Below are 24,399 nucleotides of genomic sequence, written 5' to 3' on the forward strand. Positions count from 1 at the left end.
GAAAGTTAGCTGGCTGACAGCCAGATTGTCTCCCCCGAGCCTAATGGATGGGTGGCGTCCGCCGCGGAACTGCGCAGGATGACCTCGCCCGCCGGAAGCGGAAGGGGCTCTTCGCCGACGTTCATGACCACCAGCGTTTCCCCGTTGAGGTACGCGAGTGTGGACTGCGTGCAGTAGTCCTCCACCCAGGCGAGGGACCCGGCGCCCAGCCGCAGCCGTGCCCGTTCCGCCAGCAACGCCCGGTACAGGTTAAGGTGCGACGCCGGATCAGACTCCTGCTCGTCCCTCGCCAGTGCGGGCCAGGACTCGGGCTGGGGAAGCCAGGGGTCCCGACCGTGACCGAATCCTGCATGGGGCTCCGCGGAACGCCACGGCAGGGGTACGCGGCAACCGTCGCGTCCGATCCTGGCTCCGCCGGTTCGCGCGAAGGTGGGGTCCTGACGCAGACTCCCGGGAATGCTGGAGGAATCGGGAAGGCCCAGCTCTTCGCCCTGGTAGAGATAGGCACCGCCCGGGAGGCCGAGCATGAACATTGTGGCCGCGGCAGCCCGGCGTCGTCCCAGCTGTTCGTTGGGCTGAACGTCGTCAGGGCCGATGCCATCGCCGTCACGGGGACCAGGGCCGTCGTAGCCGAAGCGTGAGACGTGGCGGACGACGTCGTGGTTCGAAAGGACCCAGGTGCTGGGGGCGCCTACGGCGTCCAGCGAGACCAAGGAGTCGGTGATGATGTGGCGCAGGCGGTTGAGGTCCAAACCTGCGTGCAGGTAAGGGAAGTTGAACGCCTGGTGCATTTCGTCCGGACGTACCCATTGGGCCAGGCGCGGGAGCGGATCCACGTTGGCTTCGGCGCACAGGATGCGGTCCGAACCGTACTCTTCCAGGATGGTCCGCCAGCGGCGGTAGATCCCGTGGAGGGCAGGCTGGCCGAACATGGGGGCGTCCTGGCCGGGGAAGCCTTCCGTGCTGTTGCCGTCAGCCCGGCCACCCCAGTTGGGCAGGCCGGGAGCCTTGACCAGTGCATGGGCGACGTCGACCCTGAAGCCGGAGATTCCACGGTCCAGCCAGAAGCGGAGCACGCGTTCGAACTCGGCGTGCACTGCGGGGTTGTCCCAGTTGAAGTCGGGCTGCGAGGAATCGAAGAGGTGGAGGTACCACTGTCCTGGCCGCCCGTTGGCTTCGATGACCCGCGTCCAGGCGGGTCCGCCGAAGTGCGACTGCCAGTTGTTGGGTGGCTCGTTGCCGTCTTGTCCCAGACCGTCCCGGAAGATGAAAACATCCCGCTCGGGGCTGTTGGGACCGGCGGCCAGCGCTGCCTGGAAGGCGACGTGCTGGTCCGAGCAGTGGTTGGGAACGATGTCGGCGATGACCCGGAGGTTGAGCCTGTTGGCCTCCGAGATAAGGGCATCGAAGTCCGCCAGGGTCCCGAACAGTGGATCTACGTCGCAGTAGTCGCTGACGTCGTAACCGGCGTCCCGCTGCGGTGAGCGGTAGAAGGGCGACAGCCAGACGGCGTCGACCCCTAAGCGTGCCAACTGGCTGAGTTCGGCAGTAATGCCCGCCAGGTCTCCCACACCGTCCCCGTTCAGGTCCCGGAAGGAGCGTGGATAGATCTGGTAAATCACAGCGGAGCGCCACCATCCGTGAGCCGTGGAGGCGTCGTGGACCGGGGTGAGCTGTGTGAAGGCTGCAGGGGGCTCGTGGGCCGCAACCTGGAGCAAGGAATCAACGGACATGGAGTCATCGTAGAAGAGAAAGCGCAAAATTGTAAACGTTTCCAGTCCTAAGGATGCTTTCTTTACAGGCTGACATGCAAGCGCGCTTTTCAAAAGAAGCAATTGCCCTGTAGTGTGTGGAAGCGCTTGCAGTTGTGAGCCATGTCACCGGCGATGCGACCGGGCCCAGAGCCCCTGCCGTCGAAGGAAAAAGAACGAAAGGGACACCAATGAAGGTGCACAACACCCTCGAGACTCGAACCACCCGCCGCGTTTTCACCACGGGAGCCATCTCTGCCGTGGCAGCCCTGGCCCTGAGCGCTTGCGGCGGAAGCGCTTCCACATCGCCCACCTCCGAAGCCGCAAAGCCCGACCTCAAAGCGTCAGGAGCCGGTGTCATCACCATGTGGGTAGACGCCGAACGCTCGCCGGCGTTGAAGGACATCACCGAGAAATTCAAGTCGGACACCGGCATCGAAGTGAAGCTCGTGGTCAAGGACTTCGCAGCGGTCCGGGACGACTTCATTACCCAGGTGCCCACCGGACAGGGGCCGGACCTCATTGTTGGACCCCATGACTGGATCGGCAAATTCGTCCAGAACGGCGTCATCGCACCCGTGGAACTCGGCGACAAGGCCGGGCAGTTCCAGGACTCCTCCATCAAGGCCATGACCTACAACGGGGCTGTTTACGGTGTCCCGTACGCCATCGAGAACATCGCGCTCCTTCGTAACGCCGGCATCGTGGACAGCAAAGCCGCCACCTTGGACGAAGTTGTGGCCAATGGAAAGAAAGCCGTTGCTGACGGTAAAGCCACGTTCCCGTTCCTGGTCGGCATGGACCCCAAACAGGGCGACCCGTACCATCTGTACCCATTGCAGGCCTCCATGGGTTCGCAGGTCTTCGGCAAGAATGCCGATGGTGGCTATGACGCCAAGCAGCTCCTCATTGGTGACGCTGCCGGCGTCGAATTTGCCAAGAAGCTGGCCGTTTGGGGCGATACCGGCGAGAAAATCATCAACTCCAACATCACCGGCGACATCGCCAAGGAGAAGTTCCTCGCCGGCGAATCCCCGTACTTCCTGACCGGACCGTGGAACGTTCCGGATGTCCAGAAAAAGGGCATCAAGTTCGCGGTGGACGAGTTGCCCACCGCCGGTGGCGAACCTGCCCAGCCTTTCATCGGCGTCAACGGCTTCTTCATCAGTGCCAAGAGCGCCAACGCCTTGGCCACCAACGAATTCGTCACCAACTACCTCACCTCGGAATCTGCCCAGGATTCCATGTATGCAGCCGGCGGCCGTCCGCCGGCCCTCAAGTCCTCCTTCGAGAAGGCTGCCAGCGATCCCGTGGTGGAAGCGTTCGGCAAGATCGGTGCCACCGGCGTTCCCATGCCTGCCATCCCCGAGATGAGTGCAGTGTGGGCTGATTGGGGAGCTACGGAGCTTGCCATTATCAAGGGCCAGGGCGACCCGGCTGAGGCATGGGCCAAGATGGCCGCCAGCATCAAGTCCAAGATCGGCGGCTGATCCCGCACCGGTGATTCCACCGGTCTGCCCAGGGCCGGGCGGCACACCACCGTCCGGCCCGTGCCTGCCGCCATCCGCTTGACGCAAGGACCCACAATGCCAACCCCAGACCTCCAAGAACTCCCGGCAACCGCCGCCAGCACCGCACCGCCCCGGCCGCGTCGCGGCAATACCCGCCGCATGCAGGGCAAACACCATCCCGATTCCCTCAAGGGCACCACCCTGAAGATTGTCCTGTTGGGCCTGGTGGATGCCTTCGCCGTCTACGTGCTGATGATGCTCTTCCTGAGCCAGTCGTGGGCTGCGCTGGGAGTGTCCGCCCTGGTGGTCCTTGCCATCAACTGGATCTACCTCCGCAAGGGTGGGCTGCCGGCCAAGTACCTCGCTCCCGGTGTGCTGTTCCTGCTCGTTTTCCAGGTCCTGGTGGTGGTTTTCAGCGGCTACATCGCGTTCACCAACTACGGAGATGGCCACAACAGCACCAAGGATGATGCCATCTCCGCCATCCAGTTAACTGCCCAGAAGCGTGTCCCGGATTCGCCCGCGTACAAGGCATCCGTGCTCACCAAGGGCAGTGATTTCTACCTGCTGTTCACGGACCCCTCCGGGAAAGCGCAGATTGGCAGCACCGGGCAAGCACTCGCAGACGCGACGGCTGCGGGCAAGGATTCCACCGGCAAAGCAAACTCCCTGCCCGGCTACGAGACCCTCAAGTTCCAGGAGATCGTGGCCAATCAACAGGAGATCCTGAAGATCGCGGTCCCGGTCTCCAGCGATCCCGCTGACGGAACGCTGCGCACTGCGGACGGCAGCACGGCCTACCAGTTCAAGCCCGCCCTGCACTATGACGCCGGCACGGACACCTTCACGGACACTGAAACCGGTACCCAGTACACCGACAACGGCAAAGGTGCGTTCGCGGATTCCAAGGGTGAAACGCTGGCTACCGGCTGGAAGATCGACGTCGGCCTGGACAACTTTGCCCGCGCCTTCACCGATCCCAGCCTCCGCGGACCGCTCCTCGGCGTGATTATCTGGACCTTCACCTTCTCCATTGCATCGGTGGCACTGACCTTCATCATGGGCCTCTTCCTGGCCATCACGTTCAACCGTGAGGACCTCCGTGGCAAGAAGGTGTACCGGATCCTGATGATCCTGCCCTACGCGTTCCCGGCTTTCCTCTCCGGATTGGTATGGTCCGGCATCCTGAATCCCGAGTTCGGCTGGCTCAACCAGACCCTGCTGGGCGGTGCGAACATCGGGTGGCTGACCGACCCCGTCCTGGCCAAGGTCAGCGTGCTGGTGGTCAACGTGTGGCTCGGCTTCCCGTACATGTTCCTCGTCTGCACCGGCGCGCTGCAGTCGCTGCCCTCCGAAATTGACGAGGCCGCACGCATGGACGGCGCCTCTGCCTGGCGGGTGTTCCGCTCCATCAAGCTGCCGCTGCTCCTGGTGTCCGTGGCACCCCTGCTGATTTCGTCTTTCGCGTTCAACTTCAACAACTTCAACGTGATTTACATGCTCACCGGCGGTGGGCCGCGCTTCGCGGACACCGATCGCGACATCGGAGCCACCGACATCCTGATCACCCTGGTCTACAAGGTGGCTTTCGGCCAGGGAACAGGCCGTGATTACGGGTTGGCCAGCGCACTGGCCATCATCATCTTCATCATCGTGGCCACGATCTCGGCCATCAGCTTCAAGCAGACCAAAGCACTCGAGGACGTGAACTGATGAGCGTACGCACTCTCGCCGCCAGCAAGGAAACAGCGTCCGACGGCGGCCCCTCGCCGCTGGTGCCCAAGCGCCGCCCGTTCGGGGTTTGGTTCAAAGACAAGGGGTGGCGGCATGTGGTGGGAGTCGTCACGACGATCTTCGCAGTGTTCCCCCTCCTGTACGTATTGTCCGCGGCACTGGACTCCAACGGCACCCTGGTAGGTTCCAACGGGCTGTTCTCCAGATTCGACACCGGCAACTTCACGGCTCTCTTCAGCGATCCAAGCCGCCCATTCGCCCGCTGGTTCGTGAACACGCTGGTGGTGGGGGTGGTGACCTCAGCCGCCACGGTGTTCCTCGGTGCCATGGCTGCGTACGCTTTCTCCCGGATGCGCTTCAAGGGCCGCCGGGTGGGCCTGCTGACGCTGCTCCTGCTGCAGATGTTCCCGCAATTGTTGGCCGTCGTCGCGATCTTCCTGCTCCTGAGCGGCATCTCACAGGTGATCCCGGCCCTGGGGCTCGGCAGCCAACTGGGCCTCATCATGGTGTACCTCGGAGGTGCGTTGGGCGTGAACACGTATCTCATGTACGGGTTCTTCAATACTGTCCCGCAATCCTTGGACGAAGCCGCCAAGATCGATGGCGCCAGCCACGTGCAGATCTTCTTCGGCATCATCCTCCGCCTGGTGACACCGATCCTTGCCGTCGTGGGACTGCTGGCATTCATTGGAATCTCCAGCGAATTCGTCATCGCCAGCGTGGTCCTGACCGACCCTGACAGCCAGACACTCGCCGTCGGGCTTTACTCCTACGTGGCCCAGCAGCGTTCGGAGAACTGGGGAATCTTCGCAGCCGGCGCAGTCATCGCGGCAATCCCTGTCATGGCGCTGTTCCTGTTCCTGCAGAAATACATTGTCAGCGGACTCACCGCCGGCTCAGTGAAAGGCTGACCATGCCCATCGCGCTTCCGCACCACGACGGCTCCAGCCTCTTCGTCTCCACGTCCTCCCCTCAGTCCGTATCCCTTGGCGATACCGTCCGCCTCCGGGTACGCGTCCCCCAGGGGTGGGGTCCGGCGTCGAAGGTCTGGGTCCGGTCCGTCCAGGACGGCGAGCCGCGCTACGACGCCGCCATCCGGCTGGGCACGGCCGACGGCTGGGAATGGTGGGAAGCGGCGATGCTGGTAGCCAATCCCGTGGCCAAGTACCGCTTCCTGCTGGAAGTCACAGAAGCGCACGACGACGGCGCTCCCGCCGGCACGGCGGTATCTGGCACGGCGGTATCTGGCACGGTGGGGCGGAGCTACTGGAACCTCAACGCCCAAGGGCTTTTCCGGCGCGATGTGTCCGACGCCGCCGATTTCAGGGTGACAACGTTTGCCCCGGCGCCGGAGTGGCTCCGCCGAGGCACCATGTACCAGGTGTTCCCGGACAGGTTCGCCCGCTCGGAGCAGGCAGATGGCCACCCTGTTCCCGATTGGGCCATCGGATGTTCCTGGGATGAGCCGGTTGTCGGGACGGGCGGGCAGGCAGCTACTCAGTTCTACGGGGGAGACCTGCCGGGAATCACGGGCAAGCTCGATCACCTCCGGGAGCTGGGCGTCGATGTCCTGTACCTGACTCCGTTCTTTCCGGCCCGCTCCAACCACCGTTACGACGCATCCACTTTCGACTCGGTGGACCCGCTCCTGGGCGGGGACCAGGCCCTGGTGCAGCTGGTGGAAGCGGCGCACGCACGCGGGATCAAGGTCCTGGGGGACCTCACCGCGAACCACTCGGGCGCTGCGCATGAGTGGTTCGTGAAGGCGCTCGCAGATCCGGGCTCGAAGGAAGCCGGCTACTACTACTTCAGCGCCGACCATTCCAGCTACGAGTCCTGGTGGGGAGTGCCGTCGCTGCCCAAGTTCAACTGGGCCTCGGATGCTCTGCGCCGACGCTTCATCACCGACGAAGACTCGGTGGTGGCGCGCTGGCTCAAGCCACCATTCAGCCTGGACGGTTGGCGGATCGACGTCGGCAACATGACCGGGCGCCTCGGATCCGTGGACCTCAATCACGAAGTAGCCCGGCTCATCGCGGACCGGGTTCGCGAGATCAACCCGGACGCTGCCCTGCTGGCCGAGTCCACGTCCGACGCAGCCCCCGATGTCACCGGTGAACACTGGCAGGGTGCCATGACGTACTCCAACTTCACCCGCCCCTTGTGGTCCTGGCTCGCCAAGGACGCTCCGGATGTGAACTTCTTCGGCTCGCCCCAAACAGGGCCAAACAGGATCGGCGCGGAAGATTTCCTGGCCACCCACCAGGATCTGTCCGCCGGATTTAGCTGGGGTGTGCGACAAAACAACATGAACGCCCTGAACACGCACGACACCGCCCGGGCGGCAACGGTCATGATCGACGGCGGCCCGGAAGTGGGCGCAGTACTCGCCTTCTGCCTGCCGGGCGTTCCCGTCATGTTCGCCGGCGATGAGTTCGGCCTGGAAGGGTTCAACGGCGAAGACTCCCGGGCCCCCATGCCCTGGGACGCCCCGGAACGGGTGGGCAAGGACTTGCGTTCGGCTTACGCCACCCTGGGACGGCTCCGCAAAGAGCTGCCGGCACTGGGCGACGGCGGGATCCGATGGCTCCACGCCCAAGGGGATGCCCTGGTCTTCATCCGTGAATGCTCCGGGACCTCAGCGCTGGTCTTCGCCGCGAGGTGCGACGCCACTGTCGTCATGGATTCCTCTGTCCTGTCCGAACCGCAATTGCGGGCCCTGCTGGCCGCGCCACGGCACCAGTCCGGGACGGTGACGTCGGCACCGGCCGGACCAACCGGCGTCGACGGCGTGCGGCTGAGGGCGGAAGGGCCGTCGGCCGGCGTCTGGGAGCTCCCGGGAACCGCAGTGCCGGGCCGGTAGGGGGCGCCAGGTTCCGTGCCGGCCGACGCCGGTCTGGCTAGACTGGCACCACAGAAAACACTGCGAAGACTGCCGGTTTGGCGTGTCCGCGGTGCACATGTGGAGGGAATGTCTTGTCGGACGAAACGGCTATCGCCGGAACATCAGGAGAAAGCGTCAGGAGCCGCACAGTCGGCCGAACAGAAACTGCACGGCACACGGCCGCGCAAAGGGACTTCCTGGCGGAACTGGCCAACGGCCTTGAAGACCGCCAACTCGCCCGGGACGAAGAAACCCTCACGGTCTACTCAATCGACCAAGGGCCCACAGTGGAGCGACACCTTCCATTGGCCGTTGTGTGGGCAGAATCCGTAGAGGATGTCCAGCACGTGGTTCGCAGCTGCGCCGCCCATCACGTGCCGATCGTCGCCCGTGGCGCGGGAACCGGCGTATCGGGAGGAGCGCACGCCACCGAAGGCTGCATCGTCCTGAGCCTGGAACGGATGAACCGCATCCTGGACCTCAACCCCGATGACGAGACCGCCGTCGTCGAACCGGGCGTCATCAACGCCGAGCTGAACGCCGCCGCCGCCCCGCACGGCCTCATGTATGCGCCCGACCCGGCGAGCTACAAAATGTCCACCATCGGCGGCAACGTGGCCACGAACGCTGGAGGCCTGCGCTGCGCCAAGTACGGTGTGACACGCGATTCCGTGCTGGCGCTGGATGTTGTCATGGCGGACGGTTCGCTTATGCACACCGGCCACCAGACCTTCAAGGGCGTGGCAGGCTACGACCTGACCGCGCTGCTGGTGGGCTCCGAGGGAACCCTGGGCATCGTGGTCGGGATAACTGTCCGGCTGAAGTACCTCCCGCGCGAAGTCCACACCATCGCTGCGTTCTACCAGGACTTCCGCAACGCTGCCGCCGGAGTGCTGGCCGTTGGCCGGGCGAGGGTACAACCCGCCATCATGGAACTCTTGGACAACGGCACACTTGAGCAATTGGACGAATTGCACGGAGGCGACCTGCAAAAGCGCGGCAAGTCCCTGCTCCTCATCCAGACCGACGGCTTCGGCGCCGCTGCGGAGGCCGACGTAGTCCGGGAGGTCCTCGCCGCGGGCGGCGCCACAGTCACCACCGAAGCCAGCGCCGAAGCGGAAATGCTGGTGGAACTGCGCCGCAACAGCCGCGGCGTGGAAGTCGACGACGAGTTCAGGGTAGGGGAAGACATCGCGGTGCCGCGTTCACGCCTGGTGGACTTTGTCGCCGAACTGGAAGCCATGGCCGCACGCTTCCAGGTCCGCCTCAAAGTAGTGGCCCACGCCGGCGACGGCAACCTCCACCCCACGTTCTGGATGGACCGGGTAGACCCCGCCACGGATGCCGACGCACTGGTCCGCCTCAACGCCGCCCTCGACGAATCCATCCGGGTAGGCCTGGAAATGGGCGGGACCATCACGGGCGAGCACGGGATCGGGCAGTACAAGCTCCGCTGGCTGGGGCTTGAGCAGCCTGAGCCGGTGCGTGAGTTGCAGCGGCGGATCAAGGAGTTGTTCGATCCGCAGGGGATCCTGAATCCGGGGAAGGCCATCTAGGGCAGTCCGTGGGCGCGTGGGCGCGTGGGCGCGTGGGCGGCCCAAAGGGCCAGAACGCTCTGCGCGCTCGGTCGTGCCTCCCTTAGACGCGCGCTGCCGCGTTCCGGCCCTTTGGGCCGGTGACGTAGCCTTCCCGCCTTGGACGCGCGCTGCCGCGTTCCGGCCCTTTGGGCCGGTGACGTAGCCTTCCCACCTTGGACGCGCGCTGCCGCGTTCCGGCCCTTTGGGGCGGTGACGTAGGCTGCCCACCTTGGACGCGCGCTGCCGCGTTCCGGCCCTTTGGGGCTGTGCGCCTTGGGCACCCACTGGTATCCCAAATTTTACCGACCGCTTATTACACTCCGCCGATTCCCTGCATTTACTTTCCGCCAATCTCCTCATAGTCTTACTTGGTATACCAAAGTGGCTATGAGGAGATTGACGTGGAAGAACGGCGCAGAGCTGGTGTCCTACCTTTGGGGAGTGGGGGCCGACTCGCTACGGGGCTCGTGCTGCTTGCTCTCGTGATGGTTTCCATCAATCTCCGGCCAGCCATTACCACCGTCGCCGGGGTGATGAATCAGGTTCCCGGGGTGTTTGGGCTGGATCCTGCGCTGCTTCCGCTGCTGGGGACTCTGCCGGTGCTGGCCTTTGGCATTTCGGGTCCGATCGGGCCTTGGCTGGCCCGGCGGGTCGGAACCGGGCGTGCCGTTGCGGTGGCCCTGTTGGTACTGGCGGCGGCCTTAATCGTTCGTGCGACGGTGCCTGCGCTGCTGTTGTCCGGTACATTCCTGGCGGGCTCGGCGATCATGACCGCAAGTGTGCTGGTACCGCAGATCGTCAAAGCCAATCGCGGCACCGGCTGGTGGACTGGCCTGTGCACCATGGGATTCGGTCTCGGCGCTGCGCTGGGCGCGGGACTCGTTCAGCCCCTGGAGCAGGCCTTTGGCGGAAACCTGCCCTCAGCCCTCGCGGTGTGGGCGGTGCCCGCCTTGATCGGCGCCTTCCTGATCCATCGGTCCGGAGGACGGCCGACGGCGGCACCCGCCGCTGCGGGTACGGTTTCCGGAGCCTCCGGTGCAGCCACACCGCTGCGGAGACAGCGCACGGCGTGGGCTGTCACGGCGTTCTTCGGTCTTCAGGCGATGCTGTACTTCGCCATCACGTCGTGGCTGGCCGTGTACCTGGTATCCCGGGGTCTTTCGCCAGCCGACTCTGCGGCATTGCTCGCTTGGTTCAGCCTGGCGGGACTCCCGGCCAGTTTGCTGGCCCCGGTCCTTGCCAGCCGCCCGCGTATCCTGCGGGTCATGGCGCCGGGACTGGGGTTGTCGGTGGCCGTTGCCCTCCTGGGAGTCCTCACGGCACCGACAGAACTGCAGTTCATCGCCGTCGGGGTTTTGGGGGTTGTCCAGAGCGCAGGCTTCGGATTGGCCATGGCCCTGGTGGTGATCCGGTCAGCCGGGCCGCAATCTGCCGGGCGGCTATCGGCCATGAGCCAGGGCTTCGGATTCGCCCTGGCCTCCCTCGGCCCGCTGCTGGCAGGGTTGCTGCATGCGGTGACCGGAGGGTGGGAGGTGACGTTCTGCGTGCTTGCCGCGGAAGCTGTGGTGCTGGCCGGTGCTGGATTCTTCGCAATCCGCGGACCATTGGTCAGCGTGGGATCAGCCGACTCAGCCCTGGAGCCGGCCGGGCCTGTCGGGGCGGACCCCCGCGGCGTATCCTCGGCGTTATGACGAACTCATCAAGGACGAACCAGCCAGCAACACCCGCCACCGAAATCCTTGAAACCAACGAATGTTGGGAGCTCCTCCGGAGCGTCTCAGTGGGCAGGCTTGCCGTGTGGGTGGACGACCACCCGGACATCTTCCCCGTGAACTACAAGGTTGACCACGGCACCATGGTGTTCCGGACCGGCGAGGGTACCAAGCTCCACGCTGCCCTCGGCGACGCGCCAGTGGCCATCGAAGCCGATGGGGTCAATGCCGAAACGGGAGTGGCGTGGAGCGTGGTGGTCAAAGGCCAGGCGTCGGCCGTGAAACTGACCCAGGAGGTGCTGGACACCATCGGGCTCCTGCTCTTTCCCTGGGAGGCAGGGCAAAAGGACCAGTTCATCCGCATCACGCCCAACAAAGTAACGGGACGGCGTTTCACGGTGACTCCTGCCGTGACCTGGTGGACGCCGCTCGATAACGCCCCCACGGCCCGCGCCGAATAGGCCGAACCAAGAAACCCGCCCCTGTCCGGCTTCTTCCCCTGGCGGGGCGGGAGCTTGGTCAGGGGCGGGTTTCGTGCCGGCTAGACGAGTTCCAGCTGGTCGGCCACTACCTTGCCGGCGTGGATGACCGTGCGGTCCCTGCCCCGGTCCATCACCGTGGACGCCACAGTTTCGCCGTCCACCAGGAGCAGTTCCGCCGGATCGCCAACCTCGACGCCGGGACGGTGGGCCGTGTCCTTCAGCCGGGTCGCGGCGGGGTCCAGGATGCTCGCTCCGCCGATGGTGGCGATGGCCAGGCAGTGCTCGATCAACTCGTCCTTGCGGAAGCCATGGGTAAAAGCGAGCTGCCACGTCCGGTCCAGCATGTCGGTGTTGCCGTAGGGGGACCAGTAGTCACGCTGGCCGTCCTCGCCCAGGCCGAGCCGTACCCCGGCCTCGGTCAGCAGCGGGATGGGCAACTGGCCGGCAGCAGCTGGAGCCACCGAAGCCAGGGAGACATCAAGCTCTGCGAAGGCGTCAATCAGCCTGCGCGTGGTGGCCTCATTGACGCTGCCCAGTTGGTAGGCGTGGGACATGGTCACCTTGCCCTGCATCCCCAGGGCCTGCGTCCGTTCCAGCACGAGGTCCGTGCTGAAGACGCCGAGTTCGCCGGGTTCGTGAAGGTGGATATCAATGGGGACCTGGTACTTCTCGGCGAGGCCGAACACGATGTCGAGGTGCCTCGCAGGGTCCCGGTCCAGGGTGCAGGGATCAATGCCACCCATCACGTTGGCACCGGCCTTGAGCGCTTCCTCCATGAGTTCCACCGTCCCTTCCTCCAGTAACAAGCCGGCTTGGGGAAAAGCAATAATGTCCACCGAAGCCTGGCCGGCGAACTTCTCCTTGGCGGCAGCAACGGCGTCGAAGCGTTCCAGCCTGCAGTCCACGTCAACCTGTGCGTAGGAGCGGACCCGGGTGGTGCCCCTCGCGATCATCCTCCCCAGGGTGTCGTTCACGCGATCCTGCAGTGGCACCTCGGCGTTGCGCCAGTTCTGCCGGTCGTTCATCATCATGGTCCACACACCCGGACCGCCGGTGTGCTCGCGGAACGGCAAACCGATCCGGGTGGAATCGAGGTGGACGTGGACATCGGAGAAGGAGGGCAGCAGCAAGCGTCCGCGTCCCTCCACTACGGTCACGCCGGCTGGAACGGCGCGGTCCGGGTCATGAGGTTCGACGCCGGTGATCTTGCCGCCTGCTTCACCCGCGACGATGGTGACATCGCTGAGCGCTTGCCCCCACGGGCGGACCGCACGGATCAGGGTATTCAATGGTTGCTCCTTTGGTTGTGGATCAATTGACTGCGTCTATTTCACGCCCGCCAGGGCCGTTGCGGCCATACCCGCGTGGTGGCAGGCCGGCGCGCCGGGCGTCGCCGGTGTTGGAATCTCGTCGATGCAGCGCTGGCGTTGTTCTTCCGGAAGGGTCCCGATCAAGGGGCAACGGGTCCGGAAGACACAGCCGCTGGGCGGATTGGCAGGAGAGGGCAGGTCGCCGCGAAGCCGGATCTTCACCTGTTCCCGGGCAGCCCTTGGATCCGGCAGGGGCACTGCCGAGAGCAGGGCCTTGGTGTATGGATGCAGGGGGTTCCGGAAGAGCTCGTCGCGGGGTCCCTGCTCCACGATCTTGCCCAAGTACATCACCGCAACTTCGTGGGAAATGTGCCGGACCACGGAGAGATCGTGGGCGATGAAAATGTAGGAAACGCCGGTGTCCTGCTGGATCTGCTGCAGGAGGTTCACCACCTGGGCCTGCACGGAGACATCCAGCGCGGAGACGGGCTCATCGCACACAATGACCGACGGGTTCAGGGAAATGGCCCGGGCAATACCCACGCGTTGGCGTTGGCCACCGGAGAACTCATGCGGGAACCGGTTGTAGTGTTCCGGCTTCAGGCCAACCTGGTCCAGAAGTTCCTTGACCCGGTTCTTCAGGCCGCCAGGCGGGTTGATCTTCTGCGCCACCATGGGAGCGGCAATGGCTGTGCCCACGCTCTGCCGCGGATTCAGGGAAGCGAAAGGATCCTGGAAGATCATCTGGACCTTGCGGCGGAAGTTGTACAGCTCCCGGCCGCGCAACTGGCTGATGTCCACGCCGTCGATCACTATCCGCCCGGCCGTCGGGTCCATAAGCCGGGCCACCATGCGGCCGGTGGTCGACTTGCCGCAACCGGACTCACCCACGAGCCCCAAAGTCTGGCCGCGGGCGAGACTGAAGGACACGCCGTCGACCGCTTTGACCGATCGCTTGACGGCTCCTGGCAGAAACCCGCCCTTCAGCGGGAAGTGCTTTTGCAGGTTCTCCACCTGGAGAATTGGTTCATGTTCCACGGCTGGTCCTAACGCGAATTCCGGATGGTGATGATCTGCGGGCCGCTCAAGTGGCAGCGTTGGCCGTGGCCGTCGTCGATTGTCAGCTCCGGACGCTGCTTGGCGCAGACGCCGTCGCCGACGAGTTCGGCGTACTGGCACCGCGCGCTGAAGATGCACCCCTTGGGCAGGTCAAGGAGCGACGGCGGCTGGCCGGGTATCGGGTTCAGCCGGCCTGCGGCGCTGTTCAGCGTGGGCATGGAGTTGAGCAGGCCCAGGGTATATGGATGCCGGGTGTCGTAGAAGATGTCGTCCACCGGCCCGGACTCGACGCACTGGCCGCCGTACATGACCAGCACGTTGTCGCAGACCTCGGCCACTACGCCGAGGTCGTGCGTGATGAGGATCAGCGCAGAGTTCGTTTCCTCCTGGAGCTCTGACATGAGGTCCAGGATCTGCGCCTGGACAGTCACGTCCAGGGCGGTGGTGGGTTCGTCGGCAATCAGCAGCTCCGGCTCGCAGATCAGCGCCATCGCGATCATGGCGCGCTGACGCATTCCACCGGAGAAGTGGTGCGGGTACTCGTCGAAGCGCTGCTCCGGGCTGGGGATACCCACCCTTCCCAGCATGTCGACGGCGGCCGCCCGGGCCTGCTTTTTGCTCGCCTTGTTGTGGACCAGGTAGGCCTCGGCAATCTGGTGGCCCACAGTGTAGAAGGGGTGCAGTGCCGACAGTGGATCCTGGAAGATCATTCCGATGTTGCGGCCGCGGAGCTTGCGCATGGCGGACTCGGGCAGCGTCACCAGGTCCTTGCCTTGGAACATGGCCTGCCCGGTCACCTGCGCGGAGGTGCCTTTGAGCAGGCCCATCAAGGCCTGGCTGGTGACGGACTTCCCGGATCCGGATTCACCCACGATGCCCAGGGTCTCGCCACGTTCCAGGGCGAAGTCCATGCCGTTCACTGCGGAGACAACGCCGTCATCCGTAGGGAACTTCACTGTGAGACCGCGGACTTCAAGGAAAGCAGCGGTTGCTGTACTTCCGGCAGTAGCGCTCGCGGTGTTGGTCTGAAGCTGGGTCATTGGAGCCTCACTCGGGGATCGATGGCGGCGTAGGCGAGGTCCACGGCGACGTTCGCAACGATGACGAAGAACGCGGCCAGCATGGTGATGGCCATGGTGACTGGAAGGTCGCCGGAGATGGCCGCATGCACTGCCGTGAAGCCCAGGCCCGGGACGGAGAAGATCTGTTCAGTGAGGACCGCTCCGCCGAGAAGGAGGCCGATGTCCATTCCGAGCATGGTGACAACCGGGGTGATGCCCGCACGGACGCCGTGCTTGAACGTGACCGTCCGGGGTGCCAGGCCTTTCGCACGGGCGGTCCTGATGAAGTCCTCGCCAAAGGTTTCAATCATGTTGGTTCGGGTGACGCGGATATAGGAGGCGCTGAACAGGACAGCCAAGGCGATCCACGGCAACAGATAGTTGGCCACCCAGGCTCCGGGACCCTGCGGTCCGAACGGGCTGTTGATTTCGTTGGTGGTGAACGGCAGGAGATGCAGCTGGTTGACGAACAGGAACAGCAGAAACAAGCCGGTGACCGGGATGGGCAGCGAGACCCCCACTGAGGCAGCACCCACGATGAACTTGTCCACCGGCGTTCCTTTGCGGAGGGCGGCCAGCAGACCCAGTCCGACGCCGGTGATGGTCCACAGGACCAGCGCGCCGATGGCCATGGAGAAGGTGTAGGGGAGCGAGCGGCCGATGATGTCGGCAACGTTCTCATTGGTTTGGAACGACTTGCCGAGGCAGGGCCATTCGCAAAGCGTCTGGGCTCCCGGAGCGCCGATCATGCGCGAGGAGAAGAAGCCGCGGATGTAGTCGATGTACTGGATAAGGAATGGCTGGTCCATGCCCAGGGCTACGCGGGCTTCAGCCACGCGTTCGGGAGTGCACTCCTGGCCGCAGGCTGCGGCGGCGGGATCAGACGGACCGAGCTGGAAGAGCGTGAACGTAATGAAACTGACGGCGGCAAGCAGCAGGACCAGCGATCCGGTCCGGCGAAGAATGAAAGTCATCATGGTGGTGGTTGCGGGCCGCCCGCCGTGGCAGGCGGCCCGCTTCTCCTTCTGGACTATGCCCGAATGGTTGTCAAAGCCGGTTACTGCTCGACGCCGACGATGGAGAGGTCGATGCCGCCGAAGAAGTAGCCCACCTGGGCATTGCGGACATTCGAACCGACCACGCTGTTCGTGTGGCTGCGGATGAGCGGGACGATCGGGTAGGTCTTCAAGGCAGAACCGAAGGCCTCTGCCCACTTCTTGCCAAGTTCCTCGGAGGTGCCGTCCGTGTTGCGCAGATCGAACATGGCCTTGGACACAACGGGGTCGAAGTAACGGGAGGTGTTGGAGAAGCCGTAGCTGGTGCCCTCATTGTTCGGTCCCAACAGAGGGTCGGCGGAGGTGCGGACCGATGCCGGGTCGGCGCCACCGCACCAGCCTGAGCGGCCCATGTCCGGGAGCTGTTCGCTGGCAAGGACCGAGTAGTAGTTCGGGGCGGGAATCGGAACCAGTTCCACGTCGATGCCCAGGGCCTTGAGGTTCTGCTGGACCACTGTGCCGGTGTTCTTGAAGGCGTCCCGGTTGTTGGCGTAGCCGTACGTCAGGGTCTTGGGGTAGTCCTTGCCTTCCAGGAGCTTCTTGGCTTCCTCGAGCTTGGGCTTGCCGGTGGGGTCCAGTTCCAGCTCCGTTTCCACGTAGCCGCGCATCTTGGAGTTCAGCGGGCTCTGGGTGATCTCGCCGAAGCGGCGTCCTCCGTACTGCACCAGGATGGACTGGCGGTCCAGGGCCAAGGCGATCGCCTTGCGGACGTCCGGGTCCTTGATCTTCTGGGTGTTCAGGCTCAGGACGTCGTTGCAGCCCAGCAGGCCCGAAGCTACGCGGTCCTTGACCTTGGCATCCGCCAGCTTTGCGGAGTCGGAGGTTTGGAGCGCGCCGTTGGAGTCGAGCGTGATGGCGTTGGGGTCCGAGTCGGCAAGCAACTGCTGGCTGATGGTGGCCTGGGACGTGGACAGGGAGAAGCTGAAAGTGTCCGGGAGGGCGGAGCGGTTGGGGTCGGTTGCCGGATCCCAGTGCGGATTGCGGACCAGCTTGAGGGACTTGCCGCGGTTGTAGGACTCCACCATGTATGGGCCCGAGGAAACGGGATGGTTGGTGTAGTCCAGCTTGGTGTCCTTGGCTTTGGGGACCGGAGCCGTGTTGGAGCGCGACGCCAAGGCCGGGAACTCGGCGAAGGGCTTCTTCAAGTGGAAGACCACGGTGCGCTCGTCGGGCGTTTCAACAGCCTGAAGCACAGCGGCAGGATCCTTGTACGGACCCTTGTACCCGCCGGCGTCGAGCGCTGCATTCAACTCCTGCGGCGCCTGGGTGAAGACATCCTGGGCGAAGGTGCGTTCCACTCCGTACTTGATGTCGGCGGAGGTGATGGGTGTTCCGTCCTCGAACTTCACGCCGTCCTTGAGGGTGAACGTCCAGCTGAGGCCGTCATCGGAGACCTTGCCCGTGTCCGTGGCGAGGTCCGGGACGACCGTTGGCGGTTGGCCCGCTGTTTCCTTGGCCATGGTGAGCGTGCGGTAATACAGCTGGCCGACGTTGGCCGTCTGGACGTAGTTGCTGTTGCCCGGGTCCAGGGTCTGGAAATCGGAGGACATCAGGACGTTGAGGTTTCCGCCCTTGGAAGTGAAGCCGGACTTGACCACATTGGGGGCCAGTTCGGTGACGGACTCTGCGGGCTTGGAGTTGCCCGGCTGGTTTTGGCCGGCGCCGCAGCCGGTGGCTGCCACGGCAATCAGCACGGAAAGAGCAAGGGCTCTTGCGGGGGTTTTCATGATGCTCCTTGTAGAGGGTGGGGCGATGCGGGGAATGGTGCGGAATTTGTCGGCGGGGTTCTTTGTCAGCGGGAGGACTTGGGATCCAGCGCATCCCGGACGGCGTCGCCTAGGAGGTTGAAGGCCAGCACGGTGACGATGAGCATGATGCCCGGTACTGCCAGGAACCACGGGTCGCTGAGGTACCAGTTGCCGGACTGGGCGGCGTTGAGCATCTGGCCCCACGACGGTGTGGGGTCCTTGACACCGACGCCGAGGAAGGACAGTGCCGCTTCGGCGGAGATGTTGGTGGGGATCAGCATGGTGGCGTACACAAGGACGACTCCCATGACGTTGGGGATGATCTGCCGGAAGAGGACGCTGAGGTGGGAGGCACCGAAGGATCGGGCGGCTTCCACGAATTCGCGCTCGCGGAGGCTCAGCACCTGGCCGCGGACGATGCGTGCAAGGTAGGCCCAGCCGAAGAAGCCCAGAATGATCACCAGCGAGGCCATGGGCAGGAAGCTGCCTTCGCCCAGCGGGGTATCGCGGAGCCGTGACTGCAGGATGGGTGTCAGCGAGAGCACCAGGAGCAGGTGCGGGAACGCGAGGAACAGGTCCATGATCCGGCTGATGATTGCGTCTGTCTTGCCGCCGAAGTAGCCGGCGGCTGCGCCAAGGACCGTGCCGAGGACCACGGAGACTGCAGTGGAAAGCAGCGCAATGGTCAGGGAGACCTGGCCGCCGTAGGCAAGCCGCGCGAAGAGGTCCCGGCCCAGTCCGGGCTCCACACCCAACCAATGCTGCGCCGAGGGGTACATGAACCCTGGGAGGGGCAGCCCGGGTGTTTGGAAGTCGTCCAGGACTTCGGGGCTGGTGTTGGACGTGTAGGGATCGTTGCCGGACATGGCGCTGAGCACAGGGGCAAGGATGGCGAACAACAGGATTGCCACCACGACGCACAGGCTAAGAAGTGCCACCTTGCTGCGTCGGATCCGCATCCATGCGGTGGCGAGCAGTGAGCGGGCTTCGGCAGGTGCCGCCACTTTGCCTTCCGGCGTCGTTGCCGGAGGCAGCGGCGGACTGCCGGTACTTGGTTCGACGGACTGTATCTGGGTCAACGGTTCTGCTCGTTTCGTGATCAGGAGCTTGCTCCGGAGTTCTTGTATACCAAAATAGACTAGAGCAGGATTCATGCGATGTAAATCACAAATAATGTACTGTTTGGAATACCAGAGAGTAATACGAGTTGTCCGGACGGGACAGGAAACAGGAGACGACGTGCGCACAAAGGTCACCGCCCGCTACGTGCTGGGCCACCACAACGGACATCACGTGCTGCTGGAAAACGCGTGCGTGGTCTACAGCGGCCACACCATCGACTTCGTGGGCCATGACTTCACCGGTCCTGTGGACGAGGAACGGCACATGGGGGATGCGCTGCTCATGCCCGGCCTGATCGATCTCGATGCCCTGACCGACATCGATCACCTCATCCTGGACAGCTGGGCCGGCGCTGAGCAAGCCAAAGGCCACCAGTGGTCCGAGGACTATTTCCGTAACCGCCGCACCGATGTCTTCACGGCCGGGGAACGCCAGCAGATCCGTGAGTACGCCCTGATCCAACTCGTCCTGCACGGGATCACCACCTACATGCCCATCGCCTCCGAAGTGCACTCCGAATGGGCGGAATCGTTCGAGGAGCTGGTGGGCATGGCGGAGACCAGCCGGCGGCTGGGACTGCGCGGTTACCTCGGCCCGGCCTACCGCTCGGGCGTGAACGTCGTGTTGGACGATGGCAGCCGTTCAGTCATGTTCGACGACGACCGCGGCCGTGAGGGTCTTGCCGACGCCTTGCGCTTCATTGACCACGCGAACGAGCTCAACGATCCCTTGGTCAACGGAGTCCTGCTCCCGTGCCGCATTGAGACGCTGGACATCGAATTGCTCAAAGCCACTGCCGCAGCTTCCAGCGAGCGGGACGTGCTGGTGCGCCTGCACTCCCTGCAAGGGCTCGTGGAGCGACAACTCATCCAGGACTGGCACGGCGTAACGCCACTGGAACTCCTCGACCAGGTGGGCCTCCTCAACGAGCGGCTCCTGATCCCGCACGCCACCTACACGGACAGGAACCCTGCGGTCCATGGCGAGGATCGCGGCGACCTCGCGCAGTTGGCGGACAGCGGCGCCAGCATCATCCACTGCCCCCTCACCTCCATGCGTTACGGCAGTACATTGGACTCCTTCAACGCCTACAAGAGCGCGGGCATCAACATTTCGCTGGGCACGGACTCGTTCCCGCCCGATCTCATCCGGGGCATCGATGCCGGCGTGCAGCTCGCCAAAATCCTCGCCGGAAGCAACGACGCCGGAGACGTCGCCGGATACTTCGACGCCGCCACGCTGGGCGGTGCCCACGCCTTGAGGCGCCCGGACCTGGGCCGGCTTGAGCCCGGCGCCCAGGCTGACCTGGTGGCGTTCTCCTTGGAAGACGTCCGCGACGGCGTCCACGACGACCCGCTGCGGACCCTCCTTCTCAACGGCACAGCCCGCCAGGCCGTGCTGTCCGTCGTGGCAGGCCGGACCATCATGGTTGACGGGACGATCGAAGGCGTTGACCTGGCCTTTTGGCGGTCCAAGGGGCAGGAATTATTCGACAGGATGCGTGGAGCCTACAGCAGCCGTGACTTTGGGAACCGCCCGGCCGATGAGCTGTTTCCGCCCGTGTATGCTCGGTTGGAACGCTGACCGGCGCCGTCCGGTGGCGGCAGCGTACGCAGTGATGAAGGGAAGTTCCACAGTGGCTGAGGCGATGCCGGAAACCGGGAATGGCCGCGATGACGAGGCCCGCGCAGAGAACGTCTACCAATTGGTACTGGAGGGCATTGTCACGGGCAAGTACGCCCAAGGCGTGCGGCTGCGCGAACGCGAACTCTCAGAGATTTACAGCGTCTCCCGCATCCCGGTCCGTGAGGCCATCCAGCGCCTGGAGCAGGACGGCTTCGTGGAGACCTTCCCGCGCCGCGGGGCGGTGGTCCGCCAGCTGACTCTCACGGACGTCAATGAGCTCTTTGATATCCGCCTGTGCTTGGAAACCTTCGCCGCGAGGATGGCCGCCACCCGGGTGGCCGAGGGCAGCGACGGCGGCCGGTTGGAGGAACTCATGGAGGCCTCCAACGCCGCCATCGACGAGGACCGGACCGAGGATGTAGCCGTGATCAGCGCAGAGCTTCACGCCGAGATCGTGCGCCTGTCAGGGAACAGGCTCCTCATCGAATCCGTGAAGCCGCTGTTTGGGCGGATGCGCTGGATTTTCGGGCTCACGCACAACCGCAGCAACGAACTCCAACGCGACGAGCATACGGAACTCTGCAACGCGATCCTCAAGGGCAAGCCGGACCTGGCGTATTCACTGGCGTACTCGCACATCGAGCTGGGCCGCGAGCCCGTGCTGAACGGGCTCGCGGAAACCCTGGAACCCTGAGTTTTTGTCCAGATAACGCCCTTTAGGAGCCGTCTTAGGGGTGTTAGCTGTACAAAAACTCCATTAGTCGTCGGCGTCCGGGTACTCGTCCTCGTCGTCGTACCGGCCTGACTCCTCCACCTCGACCTCAAGGATCTTGAGCAGTTCCGTGTCCGGGTTCAACATGATGGCGGCCTCGTCACGGCGGTGCTGCAGCACAGTGTCCAGGTAGGACTGCACGGTTTCAGCCAACGGCACGTACCTGTCCTGTTTCTGGCTCATGTACCAGCGGTGTTCCAGGACCTCGTGAACGACTTCTGCCGGCTCCAGCTTTCCCGCCAGATGGCGCGGGATGGAGCGGACAATGGGCTCGAAGATCTGGCTGACCCAGATGTGCGCGCTGATTTCCTCGTCCAGGTCCGGGTTGTTGTCGGCCCGGAACTGGTCCATGTCGTTCAGGAGCCTGCGGGCCTGGTTCTCCTGGGCGTCCAAACCGGTCAGGCGCAGCAGCCGCCGCTGGTGGTGCCCGGCGTCCACCACCTTGGGCTGGAGCTGGATGGTGGAGCCGTCCGCCGTCGTCTTGATGGCGTATTCTTCAACGTCGAAGCCGAGCTCGTTGAGGCGCCGGATGCGTGCACCCACGCGCCAGCGCTCGCCCAGTTCGAAGGATTCCTTCTCGGTCAGTTCAGTCCACAACCGGCGGTAGCTGCCCATGATCAGCTCACTGGTGGCTACAGGATCCACCTTCTCCTCAATGAGGCCGCCGTCCAGCAGGTCCATGAGCTCACCGGCGATGTTCACCCTGGCGATCTCAAGGTCGTATTCGCGCTGGCCCATGGAAAGGTCCGGGTAGAGCTCGCCCGTTTCGGCGTCCACCAAATAGGCGGCAAAGGCACCTGCGTCACGGCGGAACAGCGTGTTGGACAGCGAGACGTCGCCCCAGTAGAAGCCGATCAGGTGCAGGCGGACCAGCAGGAGGGCCTGCGCATCAATAAGGCGTGTCAGGGTGTCCTTGCGGAGCATCTGCGAAAACAGGGCGCGGTAAGGCATGGAGAACTTCAGGTGCCGGGTCACCAGCACCGGATTGAGCGGCCGGCCATCTGCCGTGGTGCGGCCGGTAATGACGGCTACGGGCTCCACGCAGGGCACATCCAGCCGCGCCAGTTTGCGCAGCATATGGTACTCGTGCCGTGCAACGTGCTCCGACGTTTCCTTGATGGCGATCACCGAACCGCCCAAGTGGGCGAACCGGACAATGTGCCGGGAAATACCGCGGGGAAGGGCGGCAAGGTTCTCAGCCGGCCAATCCTCCAACGCAATGTGCCAGGGCAGATCCAGCAACTCCGGATCTGCCGTTGCCGCCGTGATGTTCAGCGAACCGATGACGCTTGCCGGAGGGGCGGCATCCTGCGCGCTGGCAGCCTCGGTCCGCGGGAGCTTGCCGATCTGCCCGTAGTCGGTGGGTTCGTCGTGCCACTGGGCTTCGTTTTGCTCGCTCATGCCTCAATTGTTCCGTACTCAGGGGAAGCGGACGCACCCGCGTCCTTGAAGGGGTTCAGCGGCGGGGCTGACCATTCGACGTCGGGGGCCTCCTGGAAGACGACGCCCTGCTTGGTGAGGCGCTCACCAAAGGCGCCCAGTCGACGTCGGAAGTCACCGGCGTTGCGCAACTCCTGGCCGGTCCAGGCGACTTCCGCCAGCGAGATGGCCCGTGGGTAGAGCAACCACTGTGCTTGTTGATTGTTGCGGACGGTCTCGGTCCAGAGGGGGCCTTCGACACCCAGGATCTGCTGGTCCGTCAGGCCGCCTTGGGCCGGGTCCCAGTTGTAGTACTCGGCCCAGGTGAAGGGGCCGCCCTTGACCCATTCAAGGCCCACAGGACTCTCCGGGGAGTACTTCTGGTCCAGATAAGTGTTGGCTGCCGGCGACATGATCACTGTGGATGTGCCGGTATCAGCCTGCTGGACAATCGCTTCCAGATCTCCGAACCAGTACTGGATCACGGCCCCGTTCGGAAGCTCTGCCTCGGCGAACTCGTTCCAGCCCACCACGGTCTTTCCGGTCAGCGAAGCCAAGCGGGCAAATTCCTGCATCATGTCGAGGTAGTTCCGGTGCCCCGTTACCAACGCTTCGTCGCCACCGATATGCAGGTAGGGGCCAACGGTTATCGCGGCAAGCTGGCCCAGGACCTCGGCTACGAACTCATAGGTCGCCGGGAGTGAGGCGTCCAGTGTTGACCAGCCGACGTCGGCAGTGGTGCTCATGTCCTTGGCGACGCCGTCCGGGTTGAGCTGCGGAATGGCCGCGAGGGCGGCGTTGACGTGTCCGGGAAGGTCGATCTCCGGAATGACGACGACGTTCCTGACAGCGGCGTACGCCTGGAGTTCCTTGAAATCCTGCTGGGTGTAGAAACCGGACTTGCCGCGGGGCGGAACTGCCGTGGCGACTTCCACCGCTCCCTGCCCGCCCACGTCGGTCAGCTTGCTGTAGTCCAAGCCGGACGGGTTCTCTTCCGGTTGGCGGATTTCGATCCGCCAGCCTTGGTCGTCGGTCAGATGCAGGTGAAGGGCATTGAACTTGAACTGCGTCATGACGTCGATCTGCTCCTTGACCTCCTCCACCGTGAGAAAGTTGCGGGCAACATCGAGCATGAGGCCGCGGTAGGCAAAGCGCGGAGCGTCGAGGATCTCGACGGCGGGAACCACCCAGGTGCCGGCGTCGCGGTTTTGGGCGGCGTCGGTTTCTTCGATCGCTGCGGGGAATAGCTGCCTGAGCGTTTGCAGTCCGTTGAACAGGCCGGCAGGGGTGGAGGCGGTAAGCCGGATGCCATCCTCGGCGACGGTCAGTGTGTAAGCCTCACGGCCGCCGTCGAACGAATCCACCAACTCCAAGGCGATATCTCCTGGGCGGTGTTCTTCAACCAGCGGCAGTGCAAAGCCGGTGGCGGTGCGGAGCAGCGCGGCCAACTGTTCAGCGGGCTGCGCCGCGGCATGGCCGGCCGCGATCCTGGCGCCGGGGGAGAGGGTGAAAGCCGGGCCGTCCTGGGGTGCGACATGGGAGGGCCGGGGAATCAGGTGATCTGTGGTGTTCATGC

18 protein-coding genes are annotated in these 24,399 nt (G+C 64.3%); 9 read left to right on the forward strand and 9 right to left on the reverse strand.

What is annotated here, in order from left to right; genetic code table 11:
* Positions 1–5 precede the first annotated feature (5 nt).
* Positions 6–1,733, reverse strand: a complete 1,728-nt coding sequence (locus JMY29_RS04070; RefSeq protein ID WP_229778713.1) for a glycoside hydrolase family 13 protein — start codon at positions 1,731–1,733, stop codon at positions 6–8.
* A 209-nt stretch (positions 1,734–1,942) separates the two neighbouring features.
* On the opposite strand from JMY29_RS04070, the gene JMY29_RS04075 reads away from it, so the two are divergent.
* From JMY29_RS04075 to JMY29_RS04105, 7 genes are all read left to right on the forward strand, one after another.
* Complete coding sequence (locus JMY29_RS04075; RefSeq protein WP_189076866.1) at positions 1,943–3,241, forward strand: sugar ABC transporter substrate-binding protein; 1,299 nt, start codon at positions 1,943–1,945, stop codon at positions 3,239–3,241.
* Between the two features lie 96 nt (positions 3,242–3,337).
* Positions 3,338–4,975: an ABC transporter permease subunit gene (locus JMY29_RS04080; RefSeq protein WP_189076865.1), complete on the forward strand. Its 1,638-nt coding sequence runs from the start codon at positions 3,338–3,340 to the stop codon at positions 4,973–4,975.
* Positions 4,975–5,907 carry a sugar ABC transporter permease gene (locus tag JMY29_RS04085; RefSeq protein WP_189076864.1) on the forward strand — a complete coding sequence of 311 codons (933 nt, stop codon included), beginning with the start codon at positions 4,975–4,977 and terminating at the stop codon, positions 5,905–5,907. The genes JMY29_RS04080 and JMY29_RS04085 overlap by 1 nt, the downstream gene beginning before the upstream one ends.
* A 2-nt stretch (positions 5,908–5,909) precedes the next feature.
* A complete protein-coding gene (locus JMY29_RS04090; RefSeq protein ID WP_189076863.1) occupies positions 5,910–7,859 on the forward strand; it encodes a glycoside hydrolase family 13 protein in 1,950 nt (649 codons plus the stop codon).
* Positions 7,860–7,972: 113 nt separating this feature from the next.
* The gene (locus JMY29_RS04095) at positions 7,973–9,436 is read left to right on the forward strand and encodes an FAD-binding oxidoreductase (protein WP_189076862.1); all 1,464 of its coding nucleotides are present in this window, start codon (positions 7,973–7,975) and stop codon (positions 9,434–9,436) included.
* Positions 9,437–9,990: 554 nt separating this feature from the next.
* Positions 9,991–11,148, forward strand: a complete 1,158-nt coding sequence (locus JMY29_RS04100) for an MFS transporter (RefSeq protein WP_237567114.1) — start codon at positions 9,991–9,993, stop codon at positions 11,146–11,148.
* Positions 11,145–11,630, forward strand: coding sequence for a pyridoxamine 5'-phosphate oxidase family protein (locus JMY29_RS04105; RefSeq protein ID WP_189076860.1), 486 nt, complete (start codon positions 11,145–11,147; stop codon positions 11,628–11,630). The genes JMY29_RS04100 and JMY29_RS04105 overlap by 4 nt, the downstream gene beginning before the upstream one ends.
* 80 nt (positions 11,631–11,710) lie before the next feature.
* Here JMY29_RS04105 and JMY29_RS04110 read toward each other — a convergent pair whose 3' ends face one another.
* The 6 genes from JMY29_RS04110 to JMY29_RS04135 all read right to left on the reverse strand — a co-directional run bounded on the left by JMY29_RS04110 (position 11,711) and on the right by JMY29_RS04135 (position 18,963).
* Positions 11,711–12,940, reverse strand: coding sequence for an amidohydrolase family protein (locus JMY29_RS04110; protein WP_189076859.1), 1,230 nt, complete (start codon positions 12,938–12,940; stop codon positions 11,711–11,713).
* 36 nt (positions 12,941–12,976) lie between these two features.
* Positions 12,977–13,999, reverse strand: a complete 1,023-nt coding sequence (locus JMY29_RS04115; RefSeq protein WP_189076858.1) for an ABC transporter ATP-binding protein — start codon at positions 13,997–13,999, stop codon at positions 12,977–12,979.
* A gap of 8 nt (positions 14,000–14,007) precedes the next feature.
* Positions 14,008–15,060, reverse strand: a complete 1,053-nt coding sequence (locus tag JMY29_RS04120) for an ABC transporter ATP-binding protein (protein ID WP_039239850.1) — start codon at positions 15,058–15,060, stop codon at positions 14,008–14,010.
* Positions 15,057–16,058 carry an ABC transporter permease gene (locus tag JMY29_RS04125; protein ID WP_189076857.1) on the reverse strand — a complete coding sequence of 334 codons (1,002 nt, stop codon included), beginning with the start codon at positions 16,056–16,058 and terminating at the stop codon, positions 15,057–15,059. Before JMY29_RS04125 ends, JMY29_RS04120 begins: the two co-directional genes overlap by 4 nt.
* Positions 16,059–16,138: 80 nt before the next feature.
* On the reverse strand, positions 16,139–17,863 hold the full coding sequence (locus JMY29_RS04130) for an ABC transporter substrate-binding protein (RefSeq protein ID WP_039239854.1): 1,725 nt from the start codon (positions 17,861–17,863) through the stop codon (positions 16,139–16,141).
* A gap of 65 nt (positions 17,864–17,928) precedes the next feature.
* A complete protein-coding gene (locus JMY29_RS04135; protein WP_209783734.1) occupies positions 17,929–18,963 on the reverse strand; it encodes an ABC transporter permease in 1,035 nt (344 codons plus the stop codon).
* A gap of 160 nt (positions 18,964–19,123) precedes the next feature.
* Here JMY29_RS04135 and JMY29_RS04140 point away from each other — a divergent pair, with 160 nt between their 5' ends.
* Together JMY29_RS04140 and JMY29_RS04145 are read left to right on the forward strand one after the other, a co-directional pair.
* Positions 19,124–20,590, forward strand: a complete 1,467-nt coding sequence (locus JMY29_RS04140; RefSeq protein ID WP_189076856.1) for a chlorohydrolase family protein — start codon at positions 19,124–19,126, stop codon at positions 20,588–20,590.
* 34 nt (positions 20,591–20,624) lie between these two features.
* On the forward strand, positions 20,625–21,326 hold the full coding sequence (locus JMY29_RS04145) for a GntR family transcriptional regulator (RefSeq protein ID WP_229778712.1): 702 nt from the start codon (positions 20,625–20,627) through the stop codon (positions 21,324–21,326).
* A gap of 63 nt (positions 21,327–21,389) precedes the next feature.
* On the opposite strand, the gene JMY29_RS04150 is transcribed toward JMY29_RS04145, so the two are convergent.
* Both JMY29_RS04150 and JMY29_RS04155 read right to left on the reverse strand, forming a co-directional pair.
* Positions 21,390–22,805: a DUF4032 domain-containing protein gene (locus JMY29_RS04150; RefSeq protein WP_018779875.1), complete on the reverse strand. Its 1,416-nt coding sequence runs from the start codon at positions 22,803–22,805 to the stop codon at positions 21,390–21,392.
* Positions 22,802–24,397, reverse strand: a complete 1,596-nt coding sequence (locus tag JMY29_RS04155) for a beta-N-acetylhexosaminidase (protein WP_189076855.1) — start codon at positions 24,395–24,397, stop codon at positions 22,802–22,804. Before JMY29_RS04155 ends, JMY29_RS04150 begins: the two co-directional genes overlap by 4 nt.
* Positions 24,398–24,399 lie beyond the last annotated feature (2 nt).

It is taken from the genome of Paenarthrobacter nicotinovorans, from assembly GCF_021919345.1.
GTDB lineage: Bacteria > Actinomycetota > Actinomycetes > Actinomycetales > Micrococcaceae > Arthrobacter > Arthrobacter nicotinovorans.

Coding starts and splice junctions, on each gene's coding strand:
- JMY29_RS04120 (WP_039239850.1), bottom strand. CDS start 15,060: ATGACCCAGCTTCAGACCAACACCGCGAGCGCTACTGCCGGAAGTACA.
- JMY29_RS04075 (WP_189076866.1), top strand. CDS start 1,943: ATGAAGGTGCACAACACCCTCGAGACTCGAACCACCCGCCGCGTTTTC.
- JMY29_RS04085 (WP_189076864.1), top strand. CDS start 4,975: ATGAGCGTACGCACTCTCGCCGCCAGCAAGGAAACAGCGTCCGACGGC.
- JMY29_RS04080 (WP_189076865.1), top strand. CDS start 3,338: ATGCCAACCCCAGACCTCCAAGAACTCCCGGCAACCGCCGCCAGCACC.
- JMY29_RS04145 (WP_229778712.1), top strand. CDS start 20,625: ATGAAGGGAAGTTCCACAGTGGCTGAGGCGATGCCGGAAACCGGGAAT.
- JMY29_RS04105 (WP_189076860.1), top strand. CDS start 11,145: ATGACGAACTCATCAAGGACGAACCAGCCAGCAACACCCGCCACCGAA.
- JMY29_RS04150 (WP_018779875.1), bottom strand. CDS start 22,805: ATGAGCGAGCAAAACGAAGCCCAGTGGCACGACGAACCCACCGACTAC.
- JMY29_RS04090 (WP_189076863.1), top strand. CDS start 5,910: ATGCCCATCGCGCTTCCGCACCACGACGGCTCCAGCCTCTTCGTCTCC.
- JMY29_RS04070 (WP_229778713.1), bottom strand. CDS start 1,733: ATGTCCGTTGATTCCTTGCTCCAGGTTGCGGCCCACGAGCCCCCTGCA.
- JMY29_RS04100 (WP_237567114.1), top strand. CDS start 9,991: ATGAATCAGGTTCCCGGGGTGTTTGGGCTGGATCCTGCGCTGCTTCCG.
- JMY29_RS04130 (WP_039239854.1), bottom strand. CDS start 17,863: ATGAAAACCCCCGCAAGAGCCCTTGCTCTTTCCGTGCTGATTGCCGTG.
- JMY29_RS04155 (WP_189076855.1), bottom strand. CDS start 24,397: ATGAACACCACAGATCACCTGATTCCCCGGCCCTCCCATGTCGCACCC.
- JMY29_RS04125 (WP_189076857.1), bottom strand. CDS start 16,058: ATGATGACTTTCATTCTTCGCCGGACCGGATCGCTGGTCCTGCTGCTT.